Raw genomic sequence first — 18824 nt, forward strand, 5'->3', positions numbered from 1 at the left:
ATGGGGAGCTTTTCTTTTGGAGAATTAAAGTGTGAAAAAAATATGGTTATATTGGCAATACTATAAAAAGTTAACCCTTGATGAATTCATGGAAATGATTGATGGTATAGAATTGGAGTTGGAAATGCATGACTGAATTTAAACTAGTGGCAACATCTGCAATGGGGCTTGAATCACTTGTGGCAGATGAAGTAAAAGCTCTTGGTTATAAAACGACTTCGGAAAATGGGAAGATTTATTTCCAGGGCGATGAATTGGCGATTGCAAAAACGAATCTATGGCTCCGAGTAGCGGACCGTGTTCGTATTGTTGCAGGTGAATTCGAGGCTACGACGTTCGATGATTTATTTGAACAGACAAAAGCGATTCCATGGGAACGTTTTTTGCCAGTTGACGCAGAGTTTCCAGTTGCGGGTAAATCAGTGAAATCTACTTTGTACAGCGTGCCTGATTGCCAGGCCATTGTAAAAAAAGCGATTGTTGAACGCTTGAAGATTGCTTATAAACGAATTGGTTTCTTTGATGAATCAGGTCCTTTATTCAAATTGGAAGTATCGATTTTAAAAGATAAAGTAACATTAACGATCGATTCAAGTGGAACGGGACTACATAAACGCGGATATCGACTTGCACAAGGGGATGCACCGTTGAAAGAGACACTTGCAGCAGCGCTTGTGAAAGTGTCACGTTGGAATCCAAATCGTCCTTTCGTTGACCCGTTTTGTGGTTCAGGTACAATCGCAATTGAAGCTGCGATGATCGGGCAAAACATTGCACCTGGATACAATCGTGAATTTTTAAGTGAAGAGTGGCCATGGATCAATAAAAATATTTGGGATCAAGTTCGTGAAGAAGCGGAAGACCTCGCAAAATACGACCAACCACTTGATATTTCAGGATTTGATTATGATCCCCGAATGATTAAAGTGGCACAAGAGAATGCGGCAGGAGCTGGATTCATGGATTTGATCAAGTTCCAAACATGTGACGTGCGGGACTTGACGTTAGAGGGCTTGAACGGAGTTATGGTGGGGAATCCGCCATACGGTGAACGTCTTGGTGAGGTAGAAGAGGCTGAAGAAATTACGCAGGAACTTGGCCGTATAATGAAAAACTATCCATCATGGTCTGTTTATATGTTGTCTTCATTGGAAAATTATGAAAAAATGTACGGACATAGAGCAACGAAGAAAAGGAAATTATTCAATGGTTTTATTCGTACTGATTTGTATCAGTTCTGGGGCCAACGTCAATAATTGATAGAATGCGGAAGAGGGAAACTCCTCTTCCTTTTGCATGTAATAAGGAAGGGGTAAACGATGAAGAGCAAGATGCCATTCCCGTTATCAAAAGATAAATCGTTCTATGAGTCACTGAACGACTGGATAGGGGATACGTTATACGATGAATTGACTGAAAAAGGATTTGAATGCCGTGATGAACAAATCTATATGGCGTTCCAAATTGAACAAGCACTGAAAGAAAAGAAAGTTCTTTTTGCGGAAGCGGGTGTAGGGACAGGTAAAACAATTGCTTATCTACTTCCTGCAATCGCTTATGCTCGCTATACTGGCAAACCGGCTCTCATTTCATGTGCGGATGAGACACTGATTGACCAGCTTGTAAAAGAAGACGGTGATATCCGGAAAATTAGTGAAGCGCTCGGTCTTGATATCGATGTTCGACTTGCTAAATCACGTGACCAATATTTATGCTTGAAACGTTTGGAAGAGGCGGGTAATACGATTGACGAAGACTATGTTGATGTTGTGGCAGATGAACTACCTGAATTCGTTTACGGTTCCGGTTCATTGCAATCGATTTTTCCTTACGGAGAACGTTCGGATTATCCAAATTTAAGTGATGAAGAGTGGAAAACAGTGAACTTCCATCCCATCCAGCAATGTGCTGCGTGTGATGTTCGTAATCGATGTGGTCAGACAATTCACCGAAATCATTATCGCGAATCGGTCGAACTCGTAATTTGTTCTCACGATTTTTATATGGAGCATATTTGGACAAAAGAATCCCGTAAAAGACAGGGACAATTACCATTATTACCAGAACCGTCAATGATTGTCTTCGACGAAGGCCATCTTCTTGAGTATTCGGCTCAGCGTGCTTTGACGTATGAGGTACAAAATAGTACATTGCTAAACCTGCTTGAACGAATTATGGTCGATGGAATAAGAGAGTCGACACTTCAACTGATGGAGCGCCTAATTGATTCGCATGAAGCATTTTTTAAATTACTCGATGCGCTTGCGGATACAACGGAAAATGAACGGAAAGCGATTGAGAAAACACCTGAACTTCTGGCAATTGGAAAAGAGGTTGTGAAAATCTCGAATGCGCTTCTTGAAGAATTTGTTTTTGAAGGTGAACTCTATATCATTCCGGCATATGATTTGAGAATGGTCGAGGAATATCTGGATCAATACATTTACTCAATGGACCTCTTCACCTCTCAAAATGATGCAGTCGACTGGCTTGAGGGTCGCGAAGGCGAATCCACACTGGTTATCATGCCACGTCTAGTGACGGACATTCTAAGAGAGAAACTGTTTTCATCCAACACGCCAATCGTCTTTTCATCCGCTACATTATCAGTCGGTGAAACGTTTACTTATTTGGCAGATGGTCTTGGTATCCAAGATTACTTGTCATTCTCGGTGGAATCTCCGTTTGATTATGATGAAGTGATGGAAGTATTTGCGACGGATGTAGAAGCCGGTGGCAAAGCGAAGCGAGCGCTTGAACTTTTAGAAGATGGAGAGCAAACACTGATTCTCTTCAAGTCAGAACGAGCGATGAACCATTTCAAAGAGCGCGTTCCTAGCGAGTGGCAAGACCGTATCGCTTTCGAAGGTGAACGAGAATTGTCTTCTATCGTGCGTGACTTCCAACAGAAGAAAGTACCTGTTTTATGCTCTTATCACTTATGGGAAGGGCTCGACATTCCTCAAGATGCATTGACACGCGTCATTATTTACGATTTGCCATTACCACCATCGGATCCGTTGTTCGACGCGAGACGTCAGCACGCTAAGGATCCTTTCCGTGAAGTAGACTTACCATTCATGCTGCTAAGGCTACGCCAAGGTGCCGGACGACTCATACGGACGTCTGCCGATTCTGGAACAGTACATCTTTTGCTAGAAGGTAAAGAACAGGAAATGAAAGCTGAAATTGAAGGTATTTTCCCTGTTAAAATGAAAATGACAGTTTAACTATAATTTGTAAGGCTCTCCTAGTAATATTGGGAGGCCTTTTTGTATTTCTGAGGGAAACGCTATTATTTAGGACTGTCCAGCTCGTGCTGTTTATACAAGAAATGTATAAACGTTGTGAAGGACAATAAATAAAAAACACTAATTAAAGGTATGAATAGGTCCTGTAAAAAAGATTCAGTCATGCACATGTAATTTTTAGTTCTACATTAACTCACATATGTTGATTAACCAAAAATAACCAGTAAATAACTTAATTAAACAGCAGACGCTTCGTGTACATTATATTTGGATCGCTTTGGATTGAACGGCCTCTATACGATTATTCATCCGTCGCTCTCCAAATATATACGTATACAGAGTGCTTAAGCTTTTCGGAACGAAAGAATAGCGGAACTTTTTATCTGGATAATAGCCGCCAAAGATACAATTTTGGCGGCTGAAGTCTTCTCCATAATCTTGTCTTTTTTAGTTAAGGAAGAGTCACTTTCTTAAAGTATACCGCATGATAAGACGCGTAATCTTTACTAAAAGTAAGCAAGGAACACCTTGTACAAAGTGCTAGAGTGCCCGAAATTGTATCTTCGGGCACTTACAACCTTTCTAAAGAGTCATCTACTCTTTTTTTCAAAAGTAGCTGTATTTTTCACTTAAACGTTCTAGCCACATTCGCCCCTCGGTAAAGTTGTCATGACTATTTCGCTGAAAGCGGACCGGAAATGATCAAGTGAAAATGGCGTTTTTCAAGCCTTTCTTACCTGCTCTTTATGCAAGAAAATGGTTAAACAGCAGACGTGACATTAGCTAATTGTTTTATTTCAGCATAGTTTAATTACTGAAATAAAACTGGTCTCCTATTAGGAGACTATATGAGTTGCCCGAATTATGTTAAAATAAAGACCAGTATAGTAAGTAAGGGGGAATGGATATGTCTACAGAAGAGAAGTTCGTAGCTTTGCTAAAGAAAATGAGTGCATACTCAGAAGCCGTTTCAATCATGTATTGGGATATGCGTACGGGCGCACCGAAAAAAGGGATTCCGGCAAGATCGGAAGCTGTCGGTACATTGTCGACTGAATTATTTAAAATGAGTGTCTCAGAGGAAATGGGTGGCTATCTCGAGGAACTAGGCAATAGGAAAGACACACTTAACCCAATTTTGTTGAAAACAGTTGAAGAAGTAAAAAAAGAATATGACTTAAGCAAAAAAATTCCGGCGGAGGAGTACCGTGAATTTGTCGTTCTGACTTCTCAATCGGAATCAGCATGGGAAGAAGCGAAAGAGAAAGCTGATTTTGACATGTTCCTTCCATATCTTGAGAAAATCGTGGCAACGACTAAAAAGTTCATTGGCTATTGGGGAGAAAAAGATGGCAATCCGTACAATACATTGCTCGATCAATATGAACCGGGGATGACAACAGACATCATCGATGAAGTTTTCGGCCAATTGAAAGAGACAATCGTGCCACTTGTGAAGAAAATTTCAGAATCAGGTAACCAACCCGATACGTCATTTTTATTCAAAAAATTTCCGAAAGAAAATCAGAAAGCATTCAGTCATGAGATATTGAAGCAACTTGGTTATGACTTCGATGCAGGTCGATTGGATGAAACCGTTCATCCATTTGCCACAGGCATCAATATAGGGGATGTCCGAATTACGACGAAGTACGATGAAAATGATTTCCGTTCCGCCGTTTTTGGAACAATTCATGAATGTGGACATGCACTTTACGAACAAAGTATTGATTTAGAACTTGAAGGATTACCAGTTGCAGATGGTACTTCGATGGGGATTCATGAATCGCAGTCATTATTCTATGAACAGTTTGTCGGACATAATGAAAACTTTTGGACGTATAATTTTGATTTATTAAAGAGCCAATCACCTGAACAGTTTGAAGGCATAGCGCTCGAAGATTTCCTTCGTGCAATCAATGTGTCAAAACCATCGCTTATTCGGATTGAAGCAGATGAACTGACGTACCCACTTCACATTATGATTCGTTATGAAATTGAAAAAGGGATTTTTAACGGCGATTATGAAGTGGTAGACCTTCCTGAAATTTGGAATGATAAATATGAGGAGTACCTGGGTATCCGTCCAAAAAATAACGGTGAAGGTGTTTTACAAGACGTTCACTGGGCTGGCGGATCATTCGGTTATTTCCCGTCATATGCACTTGGCTATATGTACGCGGCTCAATTGAAAGTGGCAATGTTAAAAGACCTACCTAATTTTGATGAACTTTGTGGAAATGGTGATTTTGGCCCAATTCTTGACTGGTTAACGGAACATGTTCACAAATACGGCAAGATGAAACAGCCACTTGAAATTATTAAAGATACGACAGGTGAAGGATTGAACGCCAAATATTTAGCAGATTACTTATCTGAAAAATACACGAAGTTATATAACTTATAAAAAAGTAAAAACAGTCCCGTGAACCCGAAATAATCCAGGGAAGGGACTGTTTTTAGTGAACTTTAATTTTCATCAATTGTTAACAGGACAGTCAACATTCCGCCGCCGTCGATCTTGACTGGCAATTTAAATGCCTGTTTGAAACCATAAAATTTCGTTGTTCCCGTCATCACGGTAGGGGGGGAAATATCAAGGATGAGGCCGTCTTTTTCGAGTATTGTACATAAGTTTCCAGCAACCATATTGCCAAGCTCGCCTGTGAATGATTCAATCATTTCACCTTCGATTGACATGCCAAACATTGCTTGTCCAATCGTATTAATGGCGTCTAAAGATGCATCAATGATAAGCCTTCCTTTTATGCCTCCGACAAGTCCAATTAAGACGCTTATCTCTTTTTGTTCATACGGTTGAACTGTAATCGACGGAGCAAGGACATCCAATTTGACCGGAATAACAGTTGATAGTGAAGAGATTGTCCCATTTAAAATCATTTGTACATTCTTCGAAGTGCTCATTTTAGCTTCCGCCTTTCTGAAATATAACGATAGGTCGATTATATCATGACGAAAGGTAGAGTAAACAAAAAACGACAAAATATGCACAGAAAAATTTGTTGATAATTCGAACGCCGATAAATGGTATGATAAAAAGAGCAATTGACGAAGGGATCGAAAGATAAATGCCAGAATTAGATAACTTATTACAACAAGCCGCGACATACGGCCTAGTTTTCAAAAAAAATGATGATGAAGACCGCTTTAAGAAAACGGCGTTATTCGCCAAAAAACTCATAGATAAAGAATATACGATTGGATTTTCCGGTCATTTTTCCGCCGGTAAATCATCGATGATCAATGCGCTAACAGGCCAAGACTTACTGCCGTCAAGCCCGATTCCGACAAGTGCTAACATTGTGAAAGTGCGGAAAACTGAAACGGATTTTGCTATTATCCATCATACGGACGGTACCGCAGTGAAATACGGCGGGCACGGATTTCCGGCTGCCGTTAAGTCGTTTAGTAAGGATGGTGCGGCCGTTTCACTCGTTGAAATTGGTCATACGGAATCGAATTTACCAGAAGGAATTACCGTTATGGATACACCCGGTGTGGACTCAACGGATGATGCACATCGTCTTTCGACAGAATCCGCACTGCATCTCGCGGATCTCGTCTTCTACACGATGGATTACAATCATGTGCAATCGGAATTGAATTTCCGTTTCACGAAAGAATTGATGCGTTACAACGATAACGTTTATTTGATTATCAACCAAATTGATAAACACCGTGACAGTGAGTTACCATTTGTGGAGTTCAAAAAATCGGTTGAGGATTCATTTAAAATGTGGGGTGTCGTTCCGAAAGGGATTTTTTATACCTCATTGAAAGATTTAACGCACCCGCATAATGATTTTAGTGCCGTGAAAGCGATTGTTGATGGGTCGATGGAAAACTGGCAAGAACGATTCGTCGACAATGCTGAGATGACGTTAGTAAAACTGAAGGATGAGCATAGCCAATTCTTGTCTGATGAAATCGTGGAACGAAAAAACACATTCTCCGAAATTGTTTCAGAAGATGAATGGACAAAGCGAGTTGAGCTTCAAGAAGAGGCTTTAGAATCTAAAAAAATGCTGAAGCTTCTCTCGGGAGATGCATTTTCTTTAACATTTGAAAAAGAACGAAATGACCTATTGCAAGGGGCGGCAATTACACCATATGAAACACGTGAACTGCTGAAAAACTATTTGGAATCGCTGTCGTCTAGATTTAAAGTTGGTATTTTGTTCGGTGCGAAAAAGACGGCGGAAGAAAAGGCACGAAGGAAAGATGCACTTGCTGACAATATGGGCAAACTTGTTCATGCCCAAATTGAAGTCCATCTAAAGTCGCTTATGAAAAAATCGTTGAAAGAAGCGGGGATTTTAACGGATGAGCAATCACTAGTGATTGACGAAATCAACTTAACGATCCCATTTTCTGATATAGAAAAAGAGTTTAATGTATCTGATACCATAACTGGCGACACCGTCCTCAACTATTCTGAACGCATGAGAACGACGATTCAAGCCACATTTAGGCGAATGACCGAGGATTGGAAACACGCAATGTCCGAAATCGCATTAGTAGCGGGGAATGACAACGCTGGTATTCTTGAACAAAAAGTGTACCGATTGGATGAGAAGTTACATGCAATCCAACAGGTAAGTGAAGTGGAAGCTCAATTGGCAAATCTCGAACATGAAATTATAGGCTCGACTGCGGAAGTCAATGTACTTCTTCAGCAGTGGAAAGTACAGAAAACGCTACAATTAGTCGAATACAACGAAGCGGAAGAAGTACTTATCCTAGAGAATACCTCTGACCAGACGGCAGAAGTCGAGCAAGTTCAGCGAGAAGTAGCTACATTGGATTCAGATTCAGTGGTTAAGCACGCTATTCGTATCGCGAATTCGGTTGAAGCGATTCCAGGTTTTATGGAAACAGCAGACTACCTTCGAAAAAAAGCTGACCGACTAGATGGGCAAGAATTCACTGTTGCGCTATTCGGTGCGTTTAGTGCAGGGAAATCATCTTTTTCCAATGCATTAATTGGTGAAAATGTCTTACCGGTTTCTCCAAATCCAACTACTGCAGCCATCAATCGGATACGTCCGATTTCAGTGGGAAAAGAAGATAAAACGGCCGATATTTTATTGAAAACAACAGACCGGATGACAGAAGATGTTTTCCGCTCTTTTGAAGCACTTGGTGTTGGCGCAACATCGTTGACTGATGCTTTTCAAAAAGCGGATGATGCACTAAATACAGAATTGACGGATGAGAGTCTCCATATCCATAAAGCATTTATTGCCGCATTCAAGAGAGGGTATCCTCTTTATCATGAAGCACTTGGCACAATTATTAAGGTCGGGCAGGAAGAATTCGTTAAATTTGTTGCTGAAGAAGATCGAAGCTGTTTCGTCGAATCAATCGACTTCTACTATGATTGTGAATTGACTAGGAAAGGAATCACCCTCGTTGACACACCAGGAGCCGACTCCATTAATGCGCGTCATACCGATGTTGCATTTGAATATATCCGAAATGCGGATGCGATTCTTTTCATCACGTATTATAATCATGCATTTGCGAGGGCAGACAGGGAGTTCCTAGTCCAGCTTGGTCGAGTGAAGGATGCTTTCGAGCTTGATAAGATGTTTTTTGTTGTCAATGCAATTGACCTTGCATCTGACGCGGAAGAGGCGGAAGCGGTTAAAACGTTCGTAGGGGATGAACTACGGAAGTTTGGTATCCGTAATCCTAGAGTTCATGGCATTTCAAGTTTGCAGGCACTCGAGGCGAAAGTGGATAATCGGATGGATCCATTTATGGCGCCTTTTGAAGAAGAATTCCATCATTTCCTTGAACACGATCTAAAAGGACTTGCTGTTCAGGCACTCGAAGAAGAGGCGTTAAAAACGATTGAACGACTCTCGTCACTTATTAGCCGGACAGAAACGAATCGAACTCGTAAGGCAGAAAGATTGGACGAATTGAACGAACTTGAAGGAGAAGTGCGTCAACATTTCGCACATAAGTTTACACAAGTGCTAACAAAAGCGACTCATGATGAACTAAGCGAACTTGTCTATTACATTTTACAACGTGTATTTTTACGTTTCGGTGATTTCTTCAAAGAGGCATACAGTCCATCTGTTTTCGTTAACAATTCAGCAGACCGGGCATTGAATGGTGCACTCGCTGAAACCGTGCAGATGATTGGATTTGATTTGACACAAGAGCTTAAGGTGACGAATTTACGGATGCTAAACTTCATGAAAAAGCAGTTGGCAAATCGGCAGCGTTTAGAAATTTCGGGGTTATATGAAAAAGATAACTCCATAGCACCTTCACCGTATGAACCACAAGATGCTGATATGTTGTCTTTCGGAGCTCCATATACTGATTCTACTAAATATAGAAGTGTCAACCGATTGTTCAAAAATCAGAAAGCATTCTTCGAAAAGGGAGAGCGCGATATCTTGAAAGCACGACTGGAAGAATTATTGAAGACAGATGCATCAATCTATCTTGGGCTTGAAAAAGAACTGCTTGAAAAGTGGGCAGACCGTTGGATTGACAGTGAAGCGGAAGGGCTTAGACAGCACTTGTTGAAAGAGAGTTTGAATCAGATTGCCTCTGAGCGAACACTTCTTCAAGGAACGGAACAACTAAGCGAATGGCGTACAGTATATGAGAAACTACAAACTGAGGAGTGGGTTTGATTGGCTACCGTTTTTGTTTCGATAAAAGATATTGAGCATGCTAAATTCAAATGGGTAGATACACGTTTTTCATTGCAAGATGCGGATGAAGGCAAGCAGAAATACACAAAAAGCCATGTAACAGGGGCAGTGTACTGGGATCTCGAACATGATTTGTCCGACATGACGAAATCGGAAGGAAGACATCCGATGCCAGAGAAGGCGACTTTGACCGAGCTCTTCAGAACGAGTGGACTTTCAATTGACGACCAAATCATCGTTTATGATGACGGTGGAAGCCCTTTTGCAACTCGTGCTTGGTGGCTATTGCAATATGCTGGATTTAACAATTCATATATCGCACTTGAAGGATTCGAGGCAATGAAAGAAGCGGGTTTACCTTTAGATAATCATCCACCGGAGCCACTGAGGACTTCAGTTACTCCTCAGTGGGATGAAACAATCTATGCCCCTAGAGAGCACGTTGAAGAAACAGTGGCTGGAAAAACAGCGAGTGTCCTGCTAGATGCCCGCTCAGCAGAGAGATACCGGGGGGAGAAGGAACCAATCGACCCGATCGCTGGACGGATTCCAGGAGCGCTAAACTTTGACTGGGAGCAATTAAAAAAAGGAGGCGCCTTCAATTTGGATGGTGCTGTAAGAGAGCAATTGCATACTGTGGTGGAACCGGCAGAAGAAGTAACGGTTTATTGTGGTAGCGGTGTAACAGCAGCCCCATTATATGCTTTACTCAAACACAATGGCTATGAGAAGGCCCGTCTGTATGTCGGAAGCTATAGCGACTGGATATCACAACAAGGTGTCAAAGTCGAAAAAGATTGACTTTCAGGAGGCTTATAAATGCATTATGCACTTCTTGGTGACATACATTCCTCTAAAGAGGATTTAGAAAAAGTACTCATGGATATTTCGGAGAAGTATCCGGAAGCAGTCCGTGTCGGGACGGGCGATCTGTTTGAATGCATAATTAGTAAAAAGAATATTACTGATCAGAAGTTTACGAAACTTAAAAACGTTATGATCATTCCAGAAGGGTTTACCGAGCTATTAACATTCTTGTCGGTTAGCGGCAATCAGGAAGACCGAATAATGATGATTACAGAAACAGACGATCCGCTTCGAGAAAAACTGGGCACTATGCCGGAAATGCTGGACATTGCGACGGCTAAAATAATCCATGGTCATCAGTGGAAATGGGGCGGTGAACCGTGGGCGCTTATTCAAGCGGAAGTGGATGAATCTCCCGTGTTTTATGGGCATAGTCATACGTCCAAATTATCCCGAAATGGTGTGAATGAAGCAATTGAATTTGGAATTCCATATGATGTAAGTGGTGACAAGGTCCTCGTGAATGTAGGGGCAGTCGTCATTGATCGAGAATGGGCGCTGTATAATGTATCGGAGAATACGGTTACTTTTATGAAAGCCTAACAAAAAAGACTGAACAGATAACTGTTCAGTCTTTTTTATGAATTGCTTCTCGTGCAAGTGCGTCTGCAGCGCGGTTATCTACATCGGGAATCCATTTGATGAAAAAAAAGTCAAACGTGTCTGCAAACTCAAGTATTTTTTTCAAGTATTCTTTATATGCTTCATTTTTCACGAATTTCTTTTCCACGGCCATGACAACGATTTGGGAATCAGAACGAGCTGATACCATGCCAGTCGTCAGTTTGGATGTTTCTTCCAAGCCGCGTAATAGTGCTTGGAATTCGGCAGAATGATTATCCGTAGGTTCGATTTTTTCGGATAACTTTATTGCATGGCCCTCACCTTTAATGAAAATTCCAATACCACTTTTCCCAGGATTTCCTGCACTTGCACCGTCTACGTACAACTCAATCATTTGATTTAGCACCTCGATTTAATTGGATTGTTGCACCAGTGTTCAAATAGTATTAGAATATATGAATCGTGTCTTTTGGGGGTAGTCATTATGAATAAAACAATCATTATGAATGAAATAGATGGAATTCTAGATGCCTATTGCGATGGCTGCTTCCTGAAAACACAGCTGTCAAAAGACAAAGGGAAGTCGGGATCACATAAGTTTTGTATTACCGTGTGTACAATCGGAGAGCAGCTTCGGTTTCTAGGCCAGGAAATGAATAAAATCACAAAATAATATCCCGCTGGAAATTGCATCAGCGGGATTTTGTGTTCGATCATTCATCTCCAAGTTTTAAGACATTCGCTGCCTGAGGACCGCGATTCCCTTCGATGATTTCGAAGGATACGGATTGTCCTTCATCAAGCGTTTTAAAGCCTTCAGATAGAATACCGGTAAAGTGGACAAACACATCTTCCCCGTCATCCGCTTCGATGAAACCATAGCCTTTATCATTACTGAACCATTTGACTTTTCCCTGGTACATGTATATTCCTCCTCGGCGATTCGATGTCCCATCCATTAGATACATGGATGCATCAACTATACATGAATCGACATTGTGCGTCAACGATATGCCTAAATATTCAGACGCATTTTCACATAAAAAATCTTTTTATAGGAGTGATTATATGATAAAAACGATAGAAAAATGCATGCAGATAGTCATTGGAATTTACAATAAGTTCGATGCAAGTCATGATTTCGCTCACATCGAACGCGTAATGAAAAATGCGGAAGAAATCTTGGTTCGGGAGCCTTCAGCGAATGAGGAAGTTGTCCGTCTTGCTGTTTTGTTGCATGATATCGAAGATGCTAAATATAAATCAGATGACAACCCATCCGTCCTAGACATTTTAAAGGAAATTGGTCTCGAAGATGAATTAACTAAGAAAGTAGTTTCGTGTATTGAAAGCGTGTCATTCAGTGGTGGTAATGCGAAGGACATCACGTCCATCGATGGAGCCATTGTGCGCGATGCAGACCGACTTGATGCAATCGGTGCTATTGGGATTGCACGCACATTTGCGTTCGGCGGTGCAAGGGGAAGGAAGCTATACGATACAGACGAGATGGTTCGTGTTAATATGTCTGAAACAGAATACCGTAGCAAGGAAACGGCATCAGTTACACATTTCTATGAAAAGTTGTTGCTGTTAAAAGAGTTGATGGTGACAGAAGAAGGGAAGCGGCTCGCGGAGCAACGACATGACTATATGGAAGGTTTTTTGAAGCAATTAGATCGTGAAATCGGTTCTTAATGCAAAAGTAACCCCTTGTTCAATAAGAGACAAGGGGTTTTTGAATGATGTCTGTGGGCGTGTTTTAGTAATTATTTCTCAATGGTTGCCTGAATTTGATCAGTGCCGATTGTCACCTAAAATTAAACGATCTTATGCGAGGGACTATTCACACTCATATTCACGGTCATGATTACATGTGACTGAACACTCAAAAAACTATCCTCTAAGAATAAAAATACTGGGTGAACATCGCCGTGTAAACCACTACCATTTTTTGAAGTCGCATTGTACAAATCACTGTTTTTCAACCGGCTAATTTCGGTGCCTATACTATCCATATAATCAGGTTGACCCAAAGGATATAAATTGAACTTAGCGGAAACATATTGTTGAAATGGAGCGTATGTTTCTTGATTAATACGGACTTTTTGTTCGGAAGGTTCATAAAATTCATGAACTCCCGAAGGACATCTCGAGGAAAACGTACCATTGAATGCTATATGAGTCCCACTTTTTGAGGCGTGAATAATCATCGCTTTCACAGCGTCAAAGACTGCTTCCTGTTCGCCAATCATAGTTGTAGCTACGTCGTCTGTAGACATTGTCACATTTGAGGTGTTGACTCCACGAAGTGCACCTTTTATGATCTCGATAAAGTTGTTAGTCATCGGATGGATGGAAAATTGGAGAGTGATTAATTTTTTTTTCATTTCAACGTCCCCCTTGTTGGTCATACCGTCATTTGTGTCTGCCATCCTTTTCATAGTATCATAGCATTAGTATTTATCTGCTAATTCGGTAATTTATGGGCTTCAATGCGAGTCATAATTCTAGTAAAGAGATTACTTTAAATGGGGGGACATATGTTCAGAATCAAGAAGGATCAGCTATTCAAAGTTATCAAAGTGATGTTTCCACTATTATTATTACTTTTAGCCATTTATGAAATTCAACAAACAGCTCGCGGTGTAGACGTCGAGATGCTTCGGAACGAAGTGGATCAATTGCAACCATGGGAGCTTGGACTAATACTTATTGTTTCCTTTTGTGCCGTCACGCCCATGTTTTTCTATGATATCATCTTAGTGAAATTACTGGGAATAAAAATGAAGTCAAGCAAATTAATAGAGCATTCTTTTATTGTTAATACTTATTCGAACCTTATTGGGTTTGGTGGACTTGTCGGCCTGATGCTCCGCAATTATTTCTATTCGAAACATAAAAAAGAAAAGGAGGGCGTATTAAAAAGTATCGCTTCCGTCACTCTCTTCTATTTAACGGGAATCTCACTGTTAGCATGGATTGTGCCAATCTTCTATTGGGATTTTCCGTTACTAAGGGAAACAAAATGGCTATTTATCGCAATACTTATTGTCAGTTTATATGTTCCGATTTTTACAAGTATTTATATAATCCGTTATAAAAAAGTAAATGCTTCTATGTTGAATGGTAAAGTGGCTTTACAGCTGATTGCGACTTCGGTGGTTGAATGGATTGCTGTTTTTTTAGTTATTTGGTTTCTAACCTTTATGTTGAATATTTCCATTGAACCTTCAGTATTAATTCCAATTTTTTTAATTGCATCTTGCGCAGGGATAGTCAGCATGATTCCGGGTGGAATTGGTTCATTTGACCTTGTTTTTCTGTGGGGTACTCAAAGCGCAGGGATTGCTGATGAAAAAGTACTTTTCTTACTGATTTTATATCGAATGGGTTACTTTGTTTTGCCGTTTCTATTTTCATCTCTCTTATTCATAAAAGAATATTGGGAACGGTGGAATCGTTCGTGGGATGATTTACCGAATAATGTCCTGCAAAAAGTTAGTCACACACTGTTAACGATTATGGTATTTCTATCCGGAATTGTGTTGCTACTTTCCGCATCCGTTCCAGGTATTTTGAGTCGCTTGAAAATCGCTCAAGAGTTCTTATCTTTACCGATTATGAACGTATCACATCAGTTGACTGTCGCGGCCGGTTTCATTCTCTTAGGGCTGTCCAGAGGGATTAAATATAATGTTAAAAGGACCTATCATTTGGCAATCATTGTATTAATTAGTGCAGCTCTATTCTCGGTTTTTAAAGGATTTGATTATGAAGAGGCCATCTTTTTACTCATTGTTACGGGGTTGCTAGTTGCGTCAAAAAGCCAGTTTTACCGGGAGAGTTATGTTTTAACATGGGGGATAGCACTGTTTGATCTAGCTGTCGTGACAATCATCACTGCGATGTATGTATTCATAGGCTATTTGAACTTACCCGCCTCAAAAATTCATATTCCAACTGTGTTGCGTGATTATATCATAACGGATTATAGGGACTTGTTTTACAGTGCGATTATTGGAATACTTATAGCTTTAGTCATATTAGTCATTGGACATATGATTCGCAAACCGAAGATGATGGAAATGGAATCATCTATTCATCAAGAACAGAAGATAAAAGATCATCTTGAGCGATTTACGGGGACTGAGTTTTCCCATCTTATCTTTTTACATGACAAATATGTATTCTGGAATCAAGACGATACAGTTTTATTTTCGTATCAAGCGTATGCTGATAAAATTGTTGTGCTTGGAAATCCTGTTGGATTAGAAAGCAATTTTTCGTCTGCAGTCGAAGAATTTTTGGAAACGGCAGATCAATACGGATATACACCGGTCTTTTATGAAATCAACAATACCATCCTACCTCAATTACATGAGCATGGATTTGGCTTCTTTAAGCTTGGGGAGGAAGCGCTTGTCGATTTGGATAACTTCTCATTTACCGGAAAGAAGATGAAGGGATTTAGGGCCGTTAAAAATAAATTTGAAAGAGAGAATTTTTCAGTTGAATTAATAAACCCACCTTTTTCGACAGAAATGATAAATGAATTAGAAGAAGTATCGATGCAGTGGTTGCAGGGAAGAGCAGAGAAAGGGTTTTCTCTTGGCTATTTCGATGAACAATATCTGAACACTTCACGAGTCGCTATTTTAAGGGATGAAGTGGGGATTATCGGTTTCGCAAGTTTGATGCCAATGTATGATAATGATGTACGGATTTCCGTGGATCTTATGCGTTTCAAACCAGGTGCTCCGTCCGGAACGATGGATTTCATATTCCTCTCCTTATTCGAATGGGCAAAGGGAGAGGGCTATACCTTATTTAATATAGGAATGTCCCCGTTATCGAATGTCGGTCAATCAAAGTATTCCTTTTTAAGCGAAAAAATTGCGGCTCAACTATTTTTACATGGACACTATTTTTACCATTTCAAAGGACTAAAAAGTTTTAAGGTAAAGTATGCGGATTTTTGGGAATCGAAATACGTCGCCTACCGAAAAAAATCTTCCTTGCCGTTTACAATGGCACAAATAACGTTATTGATTGGCAGAAAGAGAGCTTAATGTATGTTTGTTTGGTTAACTTTTGCGGGAAATAGGTAAACGCTTTAGTCCAGACAACTCCTTTACATATTATAGAAAATGCGTATGTAAAGGAGTAATTAAATTGACGAATACGAGAGGACATAACAGTGGTTGCGGGGGCATCAGAAATATCCATTACGGCTATTCTAGACTTGAGGTATGTGGTTTCCAGAATACGCTAGTATAGGAAATCATGAACATTTAAATATGGTCATCATTATGGTGAGAAATGACGATAGATATTCTCGAAAAAGATCCAGCAACATAGTGGATTTACTCGTTGTGTTGCGGGATTTTTTAATTGAATGCTACGAGACTACCTTCGCAATACAAGTATGATGATGGCTTAACCAAGGATTCCTCTACTTTCATAAAAGAATGGTTTATTGACTGGATTCAAGGATTTAATGCAGCAGCGGAAAAAGATGAGATGTATATACTCAGGGTCTTCAGAAAGGAAGATGGTGTCAATGTAGGGAAGGTAGAGTTGAGTACAATTCGCAGAATGAATTATAATTGGGCAATGATGGGGTACTCCATACATAATCAATATTTCCGGCAAGGGTATGGGAAGGGAAAGTGTCATAGCGGCAAGCGAATTGTTTTTCAAGGAACTTAACTTCAATAGAATTGAACTTCATATCAATGTGGACAACGAATCATCTAAAAAGTTGGCATTGAGTACGGGTTTTAATTATGAATGTACGAGAGAAGCATTTTCATACGAAGACGGTAAATGGACTGACTTTCTAAATTACTATAAAAACCGTGTGTATAAAGAGGATATCCCTGCAAGCAGTTTTTCAGGAAAGGAAGCATTAATTCCTGTAGAAAAAAATAAGTAAAATAAAACTACCTGACACCAAATTCATTTGGTGTCAGGTAGTTTAGTCTTTCATCTGAATTTTTTCAGGTTAGGATAGATTAAAATTCAAGCTGTTTTGCAATATAATCTTTCACTTCTGAAATAGGCATACGTGTTTGTTCCATTGAATCACGGTGACGAACTGTCACTTGACGATCTTCTTCGGAATCAAAATCATACGTAATACAGAATGGTGTTCCAATTTCATCTTGACGACGGTAGCGTCTACCGATTGATTGTGCATCATCGTATTGAACGTTGAAATGTTTACGCAGTTCTGCATAGACTTCATCTGCGCCTTCTGCGAGTTTTTTCGATAATGGCAGAATCGCAGCTTTTACCGGTGCGAGCGCTGGGTGGAAACGAAGAACAGTACGTTTGTCGTCGCCTTCTAGCTCTTCTTCATCAAATGCATCGCATAGGAATGCAAGTGTCACACGGTCCGCACCAAGTGAAGGTTCGATACAATAAGGTACAAATTTCTCGTTTGTGATAGGGTCTAGGTAGTTGAAATCTTCACCGGAATGTTCCATATGACGTTTCAAATCAAAATCAGTACGGTTCGCAATGCCCCATAGTTCACCCCAACCAAACGGGAATTTGTACTCGATGTCAACAGTTCCTTTTGAGTAATGCGAAAGTTCGTCTTCATCGTGTTCACGTAAGCGCATATTGCCTTCTGTCAAACCAAGGTTCAATAACCATTGCTTTGAGAATTCACGCCAGAAAGCATACCATTCCATGTCTTCGCCAGGCTTACAGAAGAATTCAAGTTCCATCTGTTCGAACTCACGCGTACGGAATGTGAAGTTTCCAGGTGTAATTTCATTTCGGAAGCTTTTTCCGATTTGTCCAATACCAAAAGGCATTTTCTTTCTCATCGAACGCTGTACGTTTTTGAAGTTTACGAAGATACCTTGTGCAGTTTCAGGGCGAAGGAAAATTTCATTCGCTGATGAATCTGTAACACCTTGTGATGTTTTAAACATCAAGTTGAACTGACGAATATCTGTATAGTCCATAGCGCTACAAGTAGGGCAGACAACGTTATGTTCGTTGATAAGTTCTGCCATTTTATCGAAAGATAGACCATCGACAACCATTTCGATGCCTTTTGTATCAAGTGCATCTTCAATTAGTTTGTCAGCACGATGACGTGTGTTACATTTTTTACAGTCAATCATCGGGTCGTTGAAGTTTCCGATATGACCTGAAGCTTCCCAGACTTTCGGGTTCATGAGGATAGCCGCGTCAAGACCGACGTTATACGGCGATTCTTGAATGAATTTCTGCCACCAAGCTTTTTTGATATTATTTTTTAATTCGATCCCAAGTGGGCCATAATCCCACGTATTTGCAAGACCTCCGTAAATATCAGAGCCTGGGAAAACAAAACCTCTTTGCTTTGCTAAGTTAACGACTTGTTCCATTGACATAATAAATCCCTCCAATTATTAATCAAATACGCCTTGGCGGATTTGCG

At 40.3% G+C, this 18824-nt stretch carries 14 protein-coding genes and 1 pseudogene; 10 read left to right on the forward strand and 5 right to left on the reverse strand.

Annotated features, from left to right (window positions below):
- Positions 1-128 precede the first annotated feature (128 nt).
- The 3 genes from MKZ26_RS01365 to MKZ26_RS01375 all read left to right on the forward strand — a co-directional run bounded on the left by MKZ26_RS01365 (position 129) and on the right by MKZ26_RS01375 (position 5658).
- Positions 129-1256 (forward strand): THUMP domain-containing class I SAM-dependent RNA methyltransferase, encoded by a 1128-nt coding sequence (locus tag MKZ26_RS01365; RefSeq protein ID WP_067210287.1) that lies wholly within the window; start codon positions 129-131, stop codon positions 1254-1256.
- Positions 1257-1319: 63 nt separating this feature from the next.
- On the forward strand, positions 1320-3230 hold the full coding sequence (locus MKZ26_RS01370) for an ATP-dependent DNA helicase (RefSeq protein WP_340763974.1): 1911 nt from the start codon (positions 1320-1322) through the stop codon (positions 3228-3230).
- A 928-nt stretch (positions 3231-4158) separates the two neighbouring features.
- Positions 4159-5658: a carboxypeptidase M32 gene (locus MKZ26_RS01375; protein ID WP_340763975.1), complete on the forward strand. Its 1500-nt coding sequence runs from the start codon at positions 4159-4161 to the stop codon at positions 5656-5658.
- Between the two features lie 62 nt (positions 5659-5720).
- On the opposite strand, the gene MKZ26_RS01380 is transcribed toward MKZ26_RS01375, so the two are convergent.
- On the reverse strand, positions 5721-6176 hold the full coding sequence (locus MKZ26_RS01380) for a chemotaxis protein CheX (RefSeq protein WP_067210278.1): 456 nt from the start codon (positions 6174-6176) through the stop codon (positions 5721-5723).
- A gap of 164 nt (positions 6177-6340) precedes the next feature.
- Between MKZ26_RS01380 and MKZ26_RS01385 the strand changes: the two genes are divergently transcribed.
- From MKZ26_RS01385 to MKZ26_RS01395, 3 genes are read left to right on the forward strand one after another with little or no spacing between them, the layout of a single operon-like run.
- Entirely contained in the window at positions 6341-9931 is a 3591-nt protein-coding gene (locus MKZ26_RS01385; RefSeq protein WP_340763977.1) for a dynamin family protein, read from the forward strand.
- Entirely contained in the window at positions 9932-10753 is an 822-nt protein-coding gene (locus tag MKZ26_RS01390; protein WP_340763979.1) for a sulfurtransferase, read from the forward strand.
- Positions 10754-10771: 18 nt separating this feature from the next.
- The gene (locus tag MKZ26_RS01395) at positions 10772-11362 is read left to right on the forward strand and encodes a metallophosphoesterase family protein (RefSeq protein WP_340763981.1); all 591 of its coding nucleotides are present in this window, start codon (positions 10772-10774) and stop codon (positions 11360-11362) included.
- Between the two features lie 25 nt (positions 11363-11387).
- Here MKZ26_RS01395 and MKZ26_RS01400 read toward each other — a convergent pair whose 3' ends face one another.
- On the reverse strand, positions 11388-11777 hold the full coding sequence (locus MKZ26_RS01400) for a ribonuclease HI family protein (RefSeq protein ID WP_067210269.1): 390 nt from the start codon (positions 11775-11777) through the stop codon (positions 11388-11390).
- Between the two features lie 90 nt (positions 11778-11867).
- Here MKZ26_RS01400 and MKZ26_RS01405 point away from each other — a divergent pair, with 90 nt between their 5' ends.
- Positions 11868-12056 carry a zinc-finger domain-containing protein gene (locus MKZ26_RS01405; protein WP_338656404.1) on the forward strand — a complete coding sequence of 63 codons (189 nt, stop codon included), beginning with the start codon at positions 11868-11870 and terminating at the stop codon, positions 12054-12056.
- Positions 12057-12096: 40 nt separating this feature from the next.
- On the opposite strand, the gene MKZ26_RS01410 is transcribed toward MKZ26_RS01405, so the two are convergent.
- Entirely contained in the window at positions 12097-12306 is a 210-nt protein-coding gene (locus tag MKZ26_RS01410) for a cold-shock protein (protein WP_067210265.1), read from the reverse strand.
- Between the two features lie 145 nt (positions 12307-12451).
- On the opposite strand from MKZ26_RS01410, the gene MKZ26_RS01415 reads away from it, so the two are divergent.
- The gene (locus tag MKZ26_RS01415; protein WP_340763984.1) at positions 12452-13081 is read left to right on the forward strand and encodes an HD domain-containing protein; all 630 of its coding nucleotides are present in this window, start codon (positions 12452-12454) and stop codon (positions 13079-13081) included.
- 122 nt (positions 13082-13203) lie between these two features.
- On the opposite strand, the gene MKZ26_RS01420 is transcribed toward MKZ26_RS01415, so the two are convergent.
- Positions 13204-13773 (reverse strand): YkoF family thiamine/hydroxymethylpyrimidine-binding protein, encoded by a 570-nt coding sequence (locus MKZ26_RS01420; protein ID WP_340763985.1) that lies wholly within the window; start codon positions 13771-13773, stop codon positions 13204-13206.
- Between the two features lie 153 nt (positions 13774-13926).
- Between MKZ26_RS01420 and mprF the strand changes: the two genes are divergently transcribed.
- Both mprF and MKZ26_RS01430 read left to right on the forward strand, forming a co-directional pair.
- Complete coding sequence (gene mprF / locus MKZ26_RS01425; protein ID WP_340763986.1) at positions 13927-16455, forward strand: bifunctional lysylphosphatidylglycerol flippase/synthetase MprF; 2529 nt, start codon at positions 13927-13929, stop codon at positions 16453-16455.
- A 322-nt stretch (positions 16456-16777) separates the two neighbouring features.
- Positions 16778-17321, forward strand: a pseudogene (locus MKZ26_RS01430) (GNAT family N-acetyltransferase).
- Positions 17322-17400: 79 nt separating this feature from the next.
- On the opposite strand, the gene MKZ26_RS01435 reads toward MKZ26_RS01430, so the two are convergent.
- Positions 17401-18780: a glycine--tRNA ligase gene (locus MKZ26_RS01435; RefSeq protein WP_340767590.1), complete on the reverse strand. Its 1380-nt coding sequence runs from the start codon at positions 18778-18780 to the stop codon at positions 17401-17403.
- Positions 18781-18824 lie beyond the last annotated feature (44 nt).

The sequence above is a fragment of the Sporosarcina sp. FSL K6-6792 genome, from assembly GCF_038004885.1.
Lineage (GTDB): Bacteria > Bacillota > Bacilli > Bacillales_A > Planococcaceae > Sporosarcina > Sporosarcina psychrophila.